At 48.8% G+C, this 14,583-nt stretch carries 10 protein-coding genes; 6 read left to right on the forward strand and 4 right to left on the reverse strand.

What is annotated here, in order from left to right; all coding sequences use genetic code 11:
• Nucleotides 1-28: 28 nt before the first annotated feature.
• Nucleotides 29-2,089 carry an AsmA family protein gene (locus ACK8NJ_RS00970; RefSeq protein ID WP_411962048.1) on the forward strand — a complete coding sequence of 687 codons (2,061 nt, stop codon included), beginning with the start codon at nt 29-31 and terminating at the stop codon, nt 2,087-2,089.
• 181 nt (nt 2,090-2,270) lie between these two features.
• Here the strand turns inward: ACK8NJ_RS00970 and ACK8NJ_RS00975 are convergent, their stop codons facing one another.
• From ACK8NJ_RS00975 to ACK8NJ_RS00985, 3 genes are all read right to left on the reverse strand, one after another.
• A complete protein-coding gene (locus tag ACK8NJ_RS00975; RefSeq protein ID WP_001149003.1) occupies nt 2,271-3,593 on the reverse strand; it encodes an MFS transporter in 1,323 nt (440 codons plus the stop codon).
• Nucleotides 3,594-4,003: 410 nt separating this feature from the next.
• Nucleotides 4,004-5,017: an inner membrane protein YhjD gene (gene yhjD, locus ACK8NJ_RS00980; RefSeq protein ID WP_000191257.1), complete on the reverse strand. Its 1,014-nt coding sequence runs from the start codon at nt 5,015-5,017 to the stop codon at nt 4,004-4,006.
• Nucleotides 5,018-5,065: 48 nt separating this feature from the next.
• Nucleotides 5,066-5,965, reverse strand: a complete 900-nt coding sequence (locus ACK8NJ_RS00985) for a LysR family transcriptional regulator (protein ID WP_054496099.1) — start codon at nt 5,963-5,965, stop codon at nt 5,066-5,068.
• A gap of 519 nt (nt 5,966-6,484) precedes the next feature.
• Here ACK8NJ_RS00985 and ACK8NJ_RS00990 point away from each other — a divergent pair.
• Entirely contained in the window at nt 6,485-7,087 is a 603-nt protein-coding gene (locus tag ACK8NJ_RS00990) for a helix-turn-helix transcriptional regulator (protein WP_001167676.1), read from the forward strand.
• Between the two features lie 50 nt (nt 7,088-7,137).
• Here ACK8NJ_RS00990 and ACK8NJ_RS00995 read toward each other — a convergent pair whose 3' ends face one another.
• Nucleotides 7,138-8,787: an alpha,alpha-trehalase gene (locus ACK8NJ_RS00995; RefSeq protein ID WP_000934212.1), complete on the reverse strand. Its 1,650-nt coding sequence runs from the start codon at nt 8,785-8,787 to the stop codon at nt 7,138-7,140.
• A 404-nt stretch (nt 8,788-9,191) separates the two neighbouring features.
• On the opposite strand from ACK8NJ_RS00995, the gene ccp reads away from it, so the two are divergent.
• From ccp to gadW, 4 genes are all read left to right on the forward strand, one after another.
• Nucleotides 9,192-10,589 (forward strand): cytochrome c peroxidase, encoded by a 1,398-nt coding sequence (ccp, locus tag ACK8NJ_RS01000; protein WP_000784813.1) that lies wholly within the window; start codon nt 9,192-9,194, stop codon nt 10,587-10,589.
• A gap of 210 nt (nt 10,590-10,799) precedes the next feature.
• Complete coding sequence (locus ACK8NJ_RS01005; RefSeq protein WP_000372261.1) at nt 10,800-12,200, forward strand: glutamate decarboxylase; 1,401 nt, start codon at nt 10,800-10,802, stop codon at nt 12,198-12,200.
• Between the two features lie 368 nt (nt 12,201-12,568).
• Nucleotides 12,569-13,393, forward strand: coding sequence for an acid resistance transcriptional activator GadX (gene gadX, locus ACK8NJ_RS01010; RefSeq protein ID WP_001191049.1), 825 nt, complete (start codon nt 12,569-12,571; stop codon nt 13,391-13,393).
• A gap of 368 nt (nt 13,394-13,761) precedes the next feature.
• Nucleotides 13,762-14,490 carry an acid resistance transcriptional activator GadW gene (gene gadW / locus ACK8NJ_RS01015; protein WP_001560074.1) on the forward strand — a complete coding sequence of 243 codons (729 nt, stop codon included), beginning with the start codon at nt 13,762-13,764 and terminating at the stop codon, nt 14,488-14,490.
• Nucleotides 14,491-14,583: the final 93 nt, after the last annotated feature.

Genomic DNA, 14,583 nt, shown 5'->3' on the forward strand with positions numbered 1-14,583 from the left:
GCACAGGAAGAATATGAGGAAGCGAACGATGAGCAAGGCAGGCAAAATAACCGCTGCGATTTCAGGGGCTTTCTTGTTGTTGATTGTCGTGACGATCATTTTGATTGCAACTTTTGACTGGAATCGACTCAAACCGACCATCAACCAGAAAGTCTCTGCGGAGTTGAATCGTCCGTTCGCTATCCGTGGCGATCTGGGCGTGGTGTGGGAGCGACAAAAACAAGAAACTGGCTGGCGCAGCTGGGTGCCGTGGCCCCATATACACGCGGAAGACATCATTCTCGGCAACCCACCAGATATTCCCGAAGTCACAATGGTGCATTTGCCACGCGTAGAGGCAACACTGGCCCCGCTGGCGCTGCTGACCAAAACGGTCTGGCTACCGTGGATCAAACTGGAAAAGCCCGACGCACGCCTGATTCGCCTCTCTGAAAAGAACAACAACTGGACATTTAATCTCGCCAGCGATGACAACAAAGACACGAATGCAAAGCCGTCGGCATGGTCGTTTCGGCTGGATAATATTCTGTTCGATCAAGGGCGGATCGCCATTGATGACAAAGTAAGCAAAGCGGATCTGGAAATTTTTGTCGATCCGTTAGGCAAGGCGCTGCCGTTCAGCGAAGTTACTGGATCGAAAGGTAAAGCGGATAAAGAAAAGGTGGGTGATTACGTTTTTGGCCTGAAGGCGCAGGGACGTTATAACGGTGAACCGCTCACTGGTAAGGGAAAAATAGGCGGTATGCTGGCGCTGCGTGGCGAAGGGACGCCGTTTCCGGTACAGGCTGATTTCCGCTCTGGTAACACCCGTGTTGCTTTTGATGGCGTCGTGAATGACCCAATGAAGATGGGTGGTGTCGATTTACGGCTTAAATTTTCTGGCGATTCGCTGGGTGATCTCTATGAACTGACGGGCGTTCTGCTGCCCGATACCCCGCCGTTTGAAACGGATGGTCGGCTGGTAGCGAAAATCGACACTGAAAAATCGTCGGTCTTTGATTATCGCGGTTTTAATGGGCGAATTGGCGATAGCGATATCCACGGTTCTCTGGTCTACACCACCGGCAAGCCACGACCAAAACTGGAAGGTGATGTCGAGTCGCGGCAATTGCGGCTGGCGGACTTGGGACCGTTGATTGGCGTTGATTCCGGGAAAGGAGCTGAAAAGTCGAAACGGTCTGAACAGAAGAAGGGGGAAAAAAGCGTTCAGCCTGCGGGCAAAGTGCTGCCTTATGACCGCTTCGAAACCGATAAATGGGACGTCATGGATGCCGATGTTCGCTTCAAAGGGCGGCGCATTGAGCATGGCAGTAGCCTGCCGATTAGCGATCTTTCTACTCATATCATCCTCAAAAATGCTGACCTGCGCCTGCAACCGCTGAAATTTGGCATGGCGGGCGGCAGCATTGCGGCGAATATTCATCTGGAAGGTGATAAAAAACCGATGCAAGGGCGGGCAGATATTCAGGCTCGTCGGCTGAAACTGAAAGAACTGATGCCCGATGTAGAACTGATGCAGAAGACGCTGGGGGAAATGAACGGTGACGCGGAACTACGCGGTAGCGGTAACTCGGTGGCGGCGCTTTTAGGCAACAGTAACGGCAACCTGAAACTGTTGATGAATGACGGGCTGGTGAGCCGCAACCTGATGGAGATTGTCGGGCTGAATGTCGGTAACTACATTGTCGGTGCGATATTTGGTGACGATGAGGTGCGGGTGAACTGTGCGGCGGCGAATCTGGATATTGCCAACGGCGTGGCGCGTCCGCAGATTTTTGCTTTTGATACTGAGAATGCGTTGATCAATGTTACCGGCACGGCAAGTTTTGCTTCGGAGCAACTGGATTTGACTATCGATCCAGAAAGTAAAGGGATTCGGATTATCACGCTGCGTTCGCCGCTGTATGTGCGTGGGACATTTAAAAATCCGCAGGCTGGGGTGAAAGCCGGGCCGTTGATTGCCCGTGGTGCTGTTGCGGCGGCACTGGCAACGCTGGTTACGCCAGCGGCGGCGTTACTGGCGCTGATCTCACCTTCCGAAGGGGAGGCTAATCAGTGCCGGACAATTTTGTCGCAGATGAAGAAGTGATGATAATTGCCGGATGTCTGACATCCGGCAATTAAACAGATTTAGAGTGTTGGCAAAGTGTGCTTTGTTCATGCCGGATGCGGCGTGAACGCCTTATCCGTCCTACAAATCTTTGCGAATTCAATATATTGTATGGAAATTCAGGCCTGATAAGCGTAGCGCATCAGGCTTTTCACTCTTATTACAACGATTGATGTCGCGTCTCATGGGTCAGCAGTAGGGCGATTAAGGTCAAGCCAGCCATCGCCGCCAGATATAACCCCACCGCACCTAACCCGTAGTTAGTCTGCAACCAGGCTGCGATATACGGCGCAACGGAAGCCCCGAGAATCGACGCTACGTTGTAAGAGAACGATGCTCCGGTGTAACGCACTTCTGTCGGGAACAGCTCTGGTAACAGCGCGCCCATCGGCCCGAAGGTCAGTCCCATCAGACTTAACCCCAGCAGCAGGAAGGCAAAAACCAGAATCGGGTTGCCAGAACCGAGCAGAGGGTTAAAGGCGAACAGCGCGAACAGGATGATCAGCGTGGTGATGATTACCATGCTTTTACGGCGACCAAAGGCATCAGCCAGTAATCCGGCGACTGGCACCATCACGCCAAAACCAATCACTGCCATCATCAGCATCCACAACACTTCGTTACGCGGCAGGCCAAGCCCAACTGGCGCGGCGGCGGTACTAAAGGTCATAGAGTAGACCGTCATGATGTAAAACAGCGTATAGGTTGCCAGCATAATGAACGTACCCAGTACGGTTACGCGAACATGTTTGGTCAGCAGCGTACCCAGCGGGATCTTCACCTGTTTTTTCGCTTTAGCGACTTTCTCAAACACCGGCGACTCATGCAGCGACACGCGAACATACAGGCCGATAATGACCAGCACCGCCGAGAAGATAAACGGCACGCGCCAACCCCAGCTCATAAACTGCTCGTCGGTCAGTAGCCAGGAAAGCAGTAAGAAAGTGCCGTTGGCAAAGAAGAAGCCAATCGGTGCGCCCAGCTGCGGGAAGGAGCCGTACAGTGCACGTTTGCGCGGTGGGGCGTTTTCAGTCGCCAGCAGCGCCGCTCCGCCCCATTCGCCGCCTAAGCCCAGACCCTGACCAAATCGAGCCAGTGCCAGCAGCAGCGGGGCGAAAATACCAATCGTGGCATAGCCCGGCAGCAGACCAATCACCACGGTCGAAATCCCCATCGTTAGCAACGAGGCGACCAGCGTCGCTTTACGCCCAACGCGATCGCCAAAATGACCAAAAACGGCAGAGCCAATGGGGCGCGCGACGAAGGCGATGGCGAAGGTGGCGAGCGACTGGAGCGTTGCTGCCGTAGGATCGCCCTGCGGGAAGAAGATATGCGGAAACACAATAACGGCCGCAGTGGCGTAAATATAAAAGTCGAAGAACTCAATGGCCGTGCCAATGAGAGAGGCGACAAGGACTTTATTACGCGAGTTGATCGGCGTGTATTCTTGCTCGTGGTCGAGTGTTGTGGCTGTTGCTTGCATAATCTTTTCTTATTTTTTGGCTAACGAATAGCCATATTACGCACAGCAAAAGTGATATTTCAATGTGTAACAAATCGCGGAAATGGTCAAAAATCAGGCAAAAAGGGGATAATGTTTAGGCCAGTGATTTTTCTTCTATGAAATGCTTCACATAATTTTATAAATGGTGGATAAAACTGGTTTCAGGTTAAATAAAAGTTACCAACTGGATTTATATGCTGGGGTTATGAGTTGGTATGAAATTGTTTGCTCCCGAATAGATGGCTAAAGAGGCTCTGGGAAAGAGTTTTAAGAGGTTATGTGCGCATTATAGCCGGATGCGATGCTGGCGCATCTTATCCGGCCTACGGGGAGCCAGGCCGAATAAATTCGTATGCCGGATAAGGCGTTTACGCCGCATCCGGCATATTTTAAGGCTGCGTTTTCCCCGGCATTCGCGGGTCGTCTTTATATTCGGCGGTGGCAATCCACGCCGCGCAAAACAGCGTCAAACGGGCGAAGAAGTAGAAAAACGCCATCAGTCCCAGCACGGAACCAAATGCTGCGCCAGAGGGGGATTTCATCAGCGATGGCAGGGTGTAGGTCATCACGATTTTAATCACTTCAAAACCAATCGCAGCCAGAAATGTTCCGCGAATCAGGGCTTTTTTGCGCGGACGGTGGCGCGGCAAGCGCCAGAAGATCCAAAAGAAAAGCAGATAGTTGGCGAAGATGGAAATCGCCAGGCCAATCAACCGCCACGTCGGTTTCAGCCACTCAATGCTGTTCAGGTGCAGGGCGCTAATAATCATTTGCTGCGCCGAACCGGCAACCGAGGTGATCGAAAGCGTCACAATCAGTGCAATCAACAAACCAATCAGCGAAATAAAATCACGCAGATATTTTACCCAGAACTTCTCCTGATCTTGCGGCGAGCGTTCCCAGACATCGCGTGACTGGGCGCGAATCGCTTCACGCAGGTTACCCATCCAGTTGATGCCGGAATAAAGCGCCACCGCCAGGCCGACAAGCCCTACGGTAGTACGCTGCTGAACGGCGGTGTTGATGGTGTTTTTCAACGTGGCGGCTAGCGTCGGATCGCTGATGTTTTGCAGAATTTTGTCGAAGATATCCTGTAGCAACATCGGATGGGAGGCCAGCACAAAGCCCCCTGCGGCAAACGACACCATCAAAATCGGGATCATCGATAAAAATGAGAAATAGGTGATAGCCGCACCAAACTGGTTACCCAGCCGATCGTTAAAGCGTTCTGTCGCGCGAATCAGGTGCGCAATAACCGGTTGGCGTTGGACTTTTTCGGCCGTGGTGGTGACGGTTTCCAGCGCCTGGCTAACTTTGCCGCCTTTCTCGCTATTATCCAACTGCTTAATCGGCTCGTGCTCCAGATCCTGGGTGGGACGTTTGATCTCGTTTTCCTGCGTCATCCGCTCTTTTGTCCTTCTGTCGTGGTCATTCTTAAAAAGTATAGTCGGTCAGTCCAGGTGCTCTTTCACTACGCCAGCCAGCCACTGCATAAACAGGTTTACACGCCGGGAAAGCTCCCGACGCTGCGGATAAATCAGCGAAAGGGAGAGCGGCTCGGCACGGTAGCCAGGCAACACTTCAATAAGCCGCCCGGCACGCAGGGCTTCGCGCACGGCAATGCGCGGGATCTGAATAATCCCCAGACCGGCAAGACCGGCGGCGAGATAGTTTTCGCGACTGTTTACCGTCAACATGCCGCCAGACTTAAACCACTGGACGCCATTAACGCTGGCAACCTCAAAACCTAACGGATGTACACCCAGGTGCGGTGTGTAACGCACTATTGCGTGCGAAGTCAGATCGTCGGGGCTTTGCGGATAACCAAAGCGCGTCAGATAGTGCGGACTGGCACAGTTGACCATGGTCAGTTTGCCGAGGGGACGGGCGATAACGCCATCTTCCGGTAACGCGCCAGTGCGTATCACGCAATCAAAACCATCATGAAGAATATCTACCGGACGGTCATGGCTACTCAGTTCCAGCTCAATTCCCGGATGCAGATAGAGAAATTCCGACAGGCGCGGCAGTAACAGGCTTTTCGCGATTCCTGGCGGGATGTCGATGCGTAATTTACCGCTGATACTGGTGGCATCCTGTTGAAACAGACCGTCCAGTTCGTTGAGATTACTCAACACATCTTTTGCCCGTTGATAATAGGTCATGCCTTCTGGCGTGAGTTTGACCCGCCGCGTGGTGCGCTGGAGAAGCTGGGTGCCAAGTTGATGTTCCAGTGCCTGTATCTGGCGCGAAACACTTCCCTTTGGCAAAGCAAAGAAATCCGCTGCGCGGGAAAAACTTTCCAGCTCCGCGACTTTGATGAACAACTGCATTGCGTGAATTTTATCCATTTCTTTGACCGATTGTTGTTCACAGCGAAACAGTAACGCGCATATCGCATTGTTTATTGTTTTTTCTAACATCTAATGCCGGGTTTCACAATGTTGTCATGACGAATGTGGCGATTTCTCAGCAGGAAAAGGGCGGAATAGCTTTATGAGAAAGGTGAATTTACCTAAACAGAGCGTATTTTTCAGCGATTCCCTTTAAAGTGAACAGAGGACGTATTGGCTATTTGTGCTTATTTTTGTCTCATTGCCATTTGTTATTTTGGCTTGTGGTCGCGGAATTTCATTTTTAATTGCATGCGTACTAACCACTAATATAAGGAAATCCTCAAAATTGTTTTAAATAGTGCCCTCGACATGTAATTTCAGGCGTTTAGCTGTAACTATTTATATCGGTAACTATTTTCTACGCGTCATCTCTGTAGAATGGCCACCGCCAAATGGCGAATTCTTATTTTTTCTCGCGGGTAATACCCTTCCACTACTTAAGTCTTTTTAACGTATTCAGGTGGAGATTCAGTTATGCAAATAGTCATGTTTGACAGGCAGTCAATATTTATTCATGGAATGAAAATCAGTTTACAGCAACGTATTCCAGGAGTGAGTATTCAGGGGGCCAGTCAGGCAGACGAGTTATGGCAAAAGCTGGAAAGTTACCCTGAAGCCTTAGTGATGCTCGATGGCGATCAGGATGGTGAGTTTTGTTACTGGTTGCTGCAAAAAACCGTGGTGCAATTTCCTGAGGTTAAGGTGTTAATTACGGCGACGGATTGCAATAAACGGTGGTTACAGGAAGTTATCCATTTTAATGTGCTGGCCATTGTGCCTCGTGATTCAACCGTCGAGACATTTGCGTTGGCGGTAAATAGTGCGGCGATGGGGATGATGTTTCTGCCTGGAGACTGGCGGACGACGCCGGAAAAGGACATTAAAGATCTCAAATCGTTAAGCGCCCGCCAGCGGGAGATTTTAACCATGTTAGCGGCGGGCGAATCAAATAAGGAGATCGGCAGGGCGCTGAATATCAGTACCGGAACGGTAAAAGCGCATCTGGAATCCCTGTATCGCCGTCTGGAAGTGAAAAATCGCACCCAGGCGGCAATGATGTTAAATATCTCCTCCTGAAGAGGATAATTTTACAGCCAGCAGGAAGTTAGCGGCTGGCTGTAAAAATATTATGGTTCACCGTACAAACCAATTAAACGGCGCACCACACCGTTAGTCCAGCCAAACCCATCCTGCAACGGATACTCGCCACCGCCGCCTTCGCGGGGAACACCATCGGCAATATGGTATTTCTCGATCAGTTTGTGCTGTTCCAGATAGAACTGATTCACCGTCTTCAGCCAGCTGCGCGCGATTTCATCACCCAGAAGGTCATCGCCATACATTTTAAATCCCTGAATCGCCATCCATTGTAACGGTGCCCAGCCGTTGGGTTTATCCCACTGTTCACCGGTTTCGTACTCGCTTGCCAGAATCCCGCCAGGTGTCAGTAATCGGCTGCGCACGGCGTTTGCCAGACGATCGGCCTGTTCATGGTTCGCCATACCGACATAGAGCGGCACAATGGCGGCAGCGGAAAACAGCGCCAGTTGCTCGCGTCGCCAGTCGTAATCGCGGTAGATACCGTTTTCATCATCCCAGAGGTAACGGTTTACCGCATCGCGACGGGCACAGGCCTTCTGGCGGAACAGTGCTTCTGTCTCTTTCTCGCCTTTCAGCGCCGAGATGTTGGCGATGGCGCTCTCCAGTTTAAACAGGAAGGCATTCAGATCGATGGGGATGAACTGGGTGGTACGAATGCTCGCCAGACGACCAGTATCACGCAGCCAGCGGGAAGAGTAATCCCAACCGGAGGCCGCCCCCGCGCGTAAATCGCGGTACACCTCGTTGGGCGGGCGACCAGAATGTTTCGCGGTTTCAACGTCCTCAAGCCAGGATTCGTCACGCGGTGTGTCGCGATCGTCCCAGTAACGGTTGAGCAGCGATCCGTCCGGCATCCGCACAACATGGCGATAGGCCTGATTAGGGATCAACGATTCTGCACCGTCCATCCAGAAGGCATATTCCATTTTCAGGTGGTCGAGATAGCGGCGCGCACCGCGTACACCATCTTCTTCAAACAACTCCACCATCAGCGCAAAAACCGGTGGTTGCGAGCGGCTCAAATAATAGGTGCGGTTGCCGTTGGGGATGTGACCGTAGTTTTCGATCATCCAGGCGAAGTTATCGGCCATGCATTTCAGCAAATCTTCCCGACCACTTTCCGCCAGCCCCAGCATGGTGAAATAGGAATCCCAATAGTAGGTTTCGCTAAAACGGCCGCCCGGGACAATATATGACTGCGGCAGCGCCAGCAGAGAAGACCACGGAATGTGATCCTGCGGTTCGCGGGTTAGCACCGGCCACAGCTGGTCGATATGCTCTTTCAGGGAATTTTGCGGGTCCGATACATACTCGCTGGAGTAGACCTCCGGCAGCCAGAAGTGGTTTTCAACAAACTTGCGCAAGTCAAAATCACGATGACGGCGCACTTTACGGTAGCGGATTAAGATATCCAGCGGGTCCATTTTAGGTGCGCAGTCGGGAAAGGTTTTACTGTCGGGGAAAATTTTCGCCGACTGAACATGCTCGAACAGTTCGAGATAGCGATCGGCAGGCGTCAGCGCATCAGAGGCGGGCAGCCCTTCAATCATCTCGGGTTCCGGTTCTGCCTCGATCATCTCATCCAGTTTTAATTCATACGGGTCCAGCTCATAGCAGAGATCGACCTCGATCATCAGTTCGTCTGGATTAGGGTTTTGAATTTTCTGATTGAGCATAAGGATCCAACCTCCGAAATTCGTCGCTAATTATCGGGCTTTTCTTTAAGGGTAGTCATTCGCTCCGCCTGGTGGGCGACAAACCGTGCGGTGGATCACGTTTATTAACCTGTCAAAAAATATAACGTACTAATATCCATGGAATTTATAAAAATACAGATTTCGTGTTGTTTTTCATTTTCAGAACATTCAATTCTGCTCTCGCCGCAATCATGATATGCCATTCCTGATCTGGGTAATAGGCACAGGCTATCTTATTGATAGTTTATATTCATGTAATTGATTGATTCCTATCAAAAAGCATATTTCCCTGTTTTTTATGATGGCTTTGTCTCGCAGAGACGTTTGCAGCATTCTGGAAAATTTTCTGGGTCACAATAACTCACCACCGTGAGGGAAGAATAATGAAAATGGTCTCACGTATTACCGCGATCGGCCTGGCTGGCGTCGCGATTTGCTATTTAGGGTTATCTGGTTATGTGTGGTACCACGATAATAAACGCAGTAAACAGGCTGATGTTCAGGCATCTGCTGTCAGTGAAAATAATAAGGTTTTAGGCTTTCTCCGCGAAAAAGGATGCGACTATTGCCACACGCCTTCGGCAGAATTACCCGCCTATTATTATATTCCTGGCGCGAAACAGTTGATGGATTACGACATTAAGCTTGGATATAAATCTTTTAACCTCGAGGCCGTGCGTGCGGCTCTGCTGGCTGATAAACCCGTTTCGCAAAGCGATCTGAATAAGATTGAATGGGTGATGCAGTATGAAACCATGCCACCAACGCGTTATACCGCGCTACACTGGGCGGGTAAGGTGAGTGATGAAGAGCGGGCGGAAATACTCGCCTGGATTGCAAAACAACGCGCAGAATATTACGCCAGTAATGATACTGCTCCGGAGCATCACAATGAACCGGTGCAGCCCATCCCGCAAAAACTGCCTACCGATGCGCAAAAAGTGGCGTTGGGCTTTGCGCTGTATCACGATCCCCGTTTATCGGCTGATAGCACCATTTCATGCGCTCATTGCCATGCGTTGAATGCGGGGGGCGTCGATGGCAGAAAAACATCGATTGGTGTTGGTGGCGCAGTGGGGCCGATTAACGCGCCGACGGTATTTAACTCAGTATTTAACGTTGAGCAGTTCTGGGATGGTCGTGCGGCAACATTGCAGGATCAGGCTGGTGGACCGCCGTTGAATCCGATTGAAATGGCGTCGAAATCCTGGGACGAAATTATTGCTAAGCTGGAAAAAGATCCGCAGCTTAAAGCGCAGTTCCTCGAAGTCTATCCGCAAGGTTTCAGTGGCGAAAATATTACTGATGCCATTGCTGAATTTGAGAAAACATTAATTACGCCGGATTCCCCATTTGATAAATGGTTGCGTGGAGATGAGAATGCGCTGACGGCACAACAGAAAAAAGGCTATCAATTATTTAAAGATAATAAATGTGCAACTTGTCATGGTGGTATTATTCTCGGCGGACGTTCCTTCGAACCGTTGGGGCTGAAAAAAGACTTTAACTTTGGTGAAATTACGGCGGCGGATATTGGTCGTATGAATGTTACTAAAGAAGAGCGCGATAAATTGCGTCAGAAAGTACCCGGTTTACGTAACGTTGCACTAACGGCACCGTACTTTCATCGCGGTGATGTGCCGACGCTGGACGGGGCGGTGAAACTGATGTTGCGCTATCAGGTAGGCAAAGAGCTGCCGCAGGAGGATGTGGATGATATCGTAGCTTTCCTGCACAGTCTGAACGGGGTTTACACGCCGTATATGCAGGATAAACAATAATTAATTTAATCGCCCGAACAGGAATGTTTGGGCGATTTTCATTACGATAATAAAGTCTGTTTTTAATATTATCATGTTAAATGTTTATATTATAAAAAGTCGTTTTTCTGCTTAGGATTTTGTTATTTAAATTAAGCCTGTAATGCCTTGCTTCCATTGCGGATAAATCCTACTTTTTTATTGCCTTCAAATAAATTTAAGGAGTTCGAAATGGACCAGAAGCTGTTAACGGATTTCCGCTCAGAACTACTCGATTCACGTTTTGGCGCAAAGGCCATTTCTACTATCGCGGAGTCAAAACGATTTCCGCTGCACGAAATGCGCGATGATGTCGCATTCCAGATTATCAATGATGAATTATATCTTGATGGCAACGCTCGTCAGAACCTGGCCACTTTCTGCCAGACCTGGGACGACGAAAACGTCCATAAATTGATGGATTTGTCGATCAATAAAAACTGGATCGACAAAGAAGAATATCCGCAATCTGCAGCCATCGACCTGCGTTGCGTAAACATGGTTGCCGATCTGTGGCATGCGCCTGCGCCGAAAAATGGTCAGGCCGTTGGCACCAACACCATTGGTTCTTCCGAGGCCTGTATGCTCGGCGGGATGGCGATGAAATGGCGTTGGCGCAAGCGTATGGAAGCCGCAGGTAAGCCGACCAACAAACCAAACCTGGTGTGCGGTCCGGTACAAATCTGCTGGCATAAATTCGCCCGCTACTGGGATGTGGAGCTGCGTGAGATCCCTATGCGCCCCGGTCAGTTGTTTATGGACCCGAAACGCATGATTGAAGCCTGCGACGAAAATACCATCGGCGTGGTGCCGACTTTCGGCGTGACCTACACCGGTAACTATGAGTTCCCGCAACCGCTGCACGATGCGCTGGATAAACTCCAGGCCGACACCGGTATCGACATCGACATGCACATCGACGCTGCCAGCGGTGGCTTCCTGGCACCGTTCGTTGCCCCGGATATCGTCTGGGACTTCCGCCTGCCGCGTGTGAAATCGATCAGTGCTTCAGGCCATAAATTCGGTCTGGCTCCGCTGGGCTGCGGCTGGGTTATCTGGCGTGATGAAGAAGCGCTGCCGCAGGAACTGGTGTTCAACGTTGACTATCTCGGTGGTCAGATTGGGACTTTCGCCATCAACTTCTCCCGCCCGGCGGGTCAGGTGATTGCACAGTATTATGAATTCCTGCGCCTCGGTCGTGAAGGCTATACCAAAGTACAGAACGCTTCCTACCAGGTTGCCGCTTATCTCGCGGATGAAATCGCCAAACTGGGGCCGTATGAGTTCATCTGTACCGGTCGCCCGGACGAAGGCATCCCGGCGGTTTGCTTCAAACTGAAAGAGGGTGAAGACCCGGGATACACCCTCTACGACCTCTCTGAACGTCTGCGCCTGCGCGGCTGGCAGGTTCCGGCCTTCACTCTCGGCGGTGAAGCCACTGACATCGTGGTGATGCGCATTATGTGTCGTCGCGGCTTCGAAATGGACTTTGCTGAACTGTTGCTGGAAGACTACAAAGCCTCCCTGAAATATCTCAGCGACCACCCGAAACTGCAGGGTATTGCCCAGCAGAACAGCTTTAAACATACCTGATAACATAACGTTGTAAAAACCGAATGCCCAACCTTTAAAAAACAGCTGGGCATTCGGTTGCTTATTAATCGCAATAATATATTGGCTGTCTATTCATCGTGTTGATAAGATATATGTTATATGAATGTTTATTAAATGTAGCAATTATATTTAATGTAACGAAAAGGGATTATTTGCTTACTATTAATTTCCCTGCGTTCTTAAACACGTTTTTGTATTATAAATCCAGTCATCCTGCCCGTAGAACATCACACATTATCATCCTGTTCTCCCGCTTCGTTTAAATTTATTTATCAATCAATTTGACTTAAGAGAGCGGCGTGCTACATTAATAAACAGTAATATGTTTATGTAATATTAAGTCAACTATGCAATCATTACATGGGAATTGTCTAATTGCGTACGCAAGACATAAATATATTCTCACCATGGTTAATGGTGAATATCGCTATTTTAATGGCGGTGATCTGGTTTTTGCGGATGCAAGCCAAATTCAAGTGGATAAGTGTGTTGAGAATTTCGTATTAGTTTCAAGAGACACGCTTTCATTATTTCTCCCGATGCTCAAGGAGGAGGCATTAAAACTTCATGCACATAAAAAAGTTCCTTCATTACTCGTTCATCACTGTACCAGAGATATTCCTGTTTTTCAGGAAGTTGCGCAACTATCGCAGAATAAGAATCTTCGCTATGCAGAAATGCTACGTAAAAGGGCATTAATCTTTGCGTTGTTATCTGTTTTTCTTGAGGATACGCAGTTTATACCGTTACTTCTGAACGTGTTGCAACCGAATATGCGAACACGAGTTTGTACGGTCATCAATAATAATATCGCCCATGAGTGGACATTAGCCCGAATCGCTAGCGAATTGTTGATGAGTCCAAGCCTGTTAAAGAAAAAATTGCGCGAAGAAGAGACATCATATTCACAGTTGCTTACTGAGTGTAGAATGCAACATGCTTTGCAACTTATTGTTATACATGGTTTTTCAATTAAGCGAGTTGCAGTGTTCTGTGGATATCACAGCGTGTCGTATTTCATTTATGTTTTTCGAAATTATTATGGGATGACGCCCACAGAGTATCAGGAGCGATCGGCGCAGGGATTGTCGAACCGTGACTCGGCGGCAAGTATTGTTGCGCAAGGGAATTTTTACGGCACTGACTGTTCTGCGGAAGGAATAAGATTATAGAGTTTTACTCAGACATAAAAAAAACCCGGCATAGGGGACCGGGAAGAGGATAGTCTGCCGTCTCCAGACTAATAAACCGTTATAACACTCCCTGTTGGCACGGGAAACTTTGTGCTCTCAGTAAGTTAAATATAACTTTTACTGGAAATAAGATCAGCCATTTTTTTATAAACATAAGCTATACGCTGTGCGAAAATATATTCGTGCTGCATTTACTTATTATCAATTAACTGTTATGCAAAACTACTTTGTGGATAAATTTTGGTCCTACCAAATCTGGCAGTTTTTGCGCTAAGAAACAGTCTGGCATCATTTCATTAGTATACTGAAATTGAAATAATCGCAGTAATGAAATATAAGGGATAGTCATGACTCATGTCTGCTCGGTGATCCTCGTTCGTCGTTCATTCGATATTTATCATGAACAGCAAAAAATATCGTTGCACAACGAGAGTATCCTGTTACTGGATAAAAATTTGGCAGACGATTTTACGTTTTGTTCACCGGATACGCGACGACTGGATATCGATGAGCTGACAGTTTGCCATTACTTACAAAATATTCGTCAGATACCACGCAATTTAGGGTTACATAGCAAAGACCGTCTGTTAATTAACCAGTCCCCCCCCATGCCGCTGGTGACGGCGATTTTTGATAGTTTCAATGACTCCGGGGTAAATTCACCGATACTGAGCAAAATGCTCTATCTTTCCTGTTTATCGATGTTTTCTCATAAGAAAGAACTGATCCCCTTACTTTTCAATAGTATCAGTACTGTTTCAGGAAAAGTTGAACGCCTTATTAGCTTTGATATCGCCAAACGTTGGTATCTGCGCGATATTGCGGAAAGAATGTATACCAGCGAGAGTCTAATCAAAAAAAAGTTGCAGGATGAAAATACCTGTTTCAGTAAAATATTACTCGCCTCCAGGATGTCGATGGCCAGACGATTACTCGAGTTACGTCAAATTCCTCTGCATACTATTGCGGAAAAATGTGGCTATAGCAGTACATCGTACTTTATAAACACATTTCGACAATATTATGGTGTAACGCCACATCAGTTTGCGCAACATTCGCCAGGTACCTTTTCCTGACATATTTTGCATTTGAATATTGGTCAGGATCTCACACCTGCTTCATGTGAAACTCTTCCCTGATGATTTCTGCCGGGCTACCGGCTAGTTCTC

This window comes from Escherichia sp. F1 (assembly GCF_046764225.1).
GTDB lineage: Bacteria > Pseudomonadota > Gammaproteobacteria > Enterobacterales > Enterobacteriaceae > Escherichia > Escherichia coli.

What these genes read in the sequence shown, in the direction of transcription:
- gadW (WP_001560074.1), top strand. Translation starts at nt 13,762, where the DNA reads ATGACTCATGTCTGCTCGGTGATCCTCGTTCGTCGTTCATTCGATATT.
- ccp (WP_000784813.1), top strand. Translation starts at nt 9,192, where the DNA reads ATGAAAATGGTCTCACGTATTACCGCGATCGGCCTGGCTGGCGTCGCG.
- ACK8NJ_RS00975 (WP_001149003.1), bottom strand. Translation starts at nt 3,593, where the DNA reads ATGCAAGCAACAGCCACAACACTCGACCACGAGCAAGAATACACGCCG.
- yhjD (WP_000191257.1), bottom strand. Translation starts at nt 5,017, where the DNA reads ATGACGCAGGAAAACGAGATCAAACGTCCCACCCAGGATCTGGAGCAC.
- ACK8NJ_RS00985 (WP_054496099.1), bottom strand. Translation starts at nt 5,965, where the DNA reads ATGGATAAAATTCACGCAATGCAGTTGTTCATCAAAGTCGCGGAGCTG.
- ACK8NJ_RS00995 (WP_000934212.1), bottom strand. Translation starts at nt 8,787, where the DNA reads ATGCTCAATCAGAAAATTCAAAACCCTAATCCAGACGAACTGATGATC.
- ACK8NJ_RS00970 (WP_411962048.1), top strand. Translation starts at nt 29, where the DNA reads ATGAGCAAGGCAGGCAAAATAACCGCTGCGATTTCAGGGGCTTTCTTG.
- gadX (WP_001191049.1), top strand. Translation starts at nt 12,569, where the DNA reads ATGCAATCATTACATGGGAATTGTCTAATTGCGTACGCAAGACATAAA.
- ACK8NJ_RS01005 (WP_000372261.1), top strand. Translation starts at nt 10,800, where the DNA reads ATGGACCAGAAGCTGTTAACGGATTTCCGCTCAGAACTACTCGATTCA.
- ACK8NJ_RS00990 (WP_001167676.1), top strand. Translation starts at nt 6,485, where the DNA reads ATGCAAATAGTCATGTTTGACAGGCAGTCAATATTTATTCATGGAATG.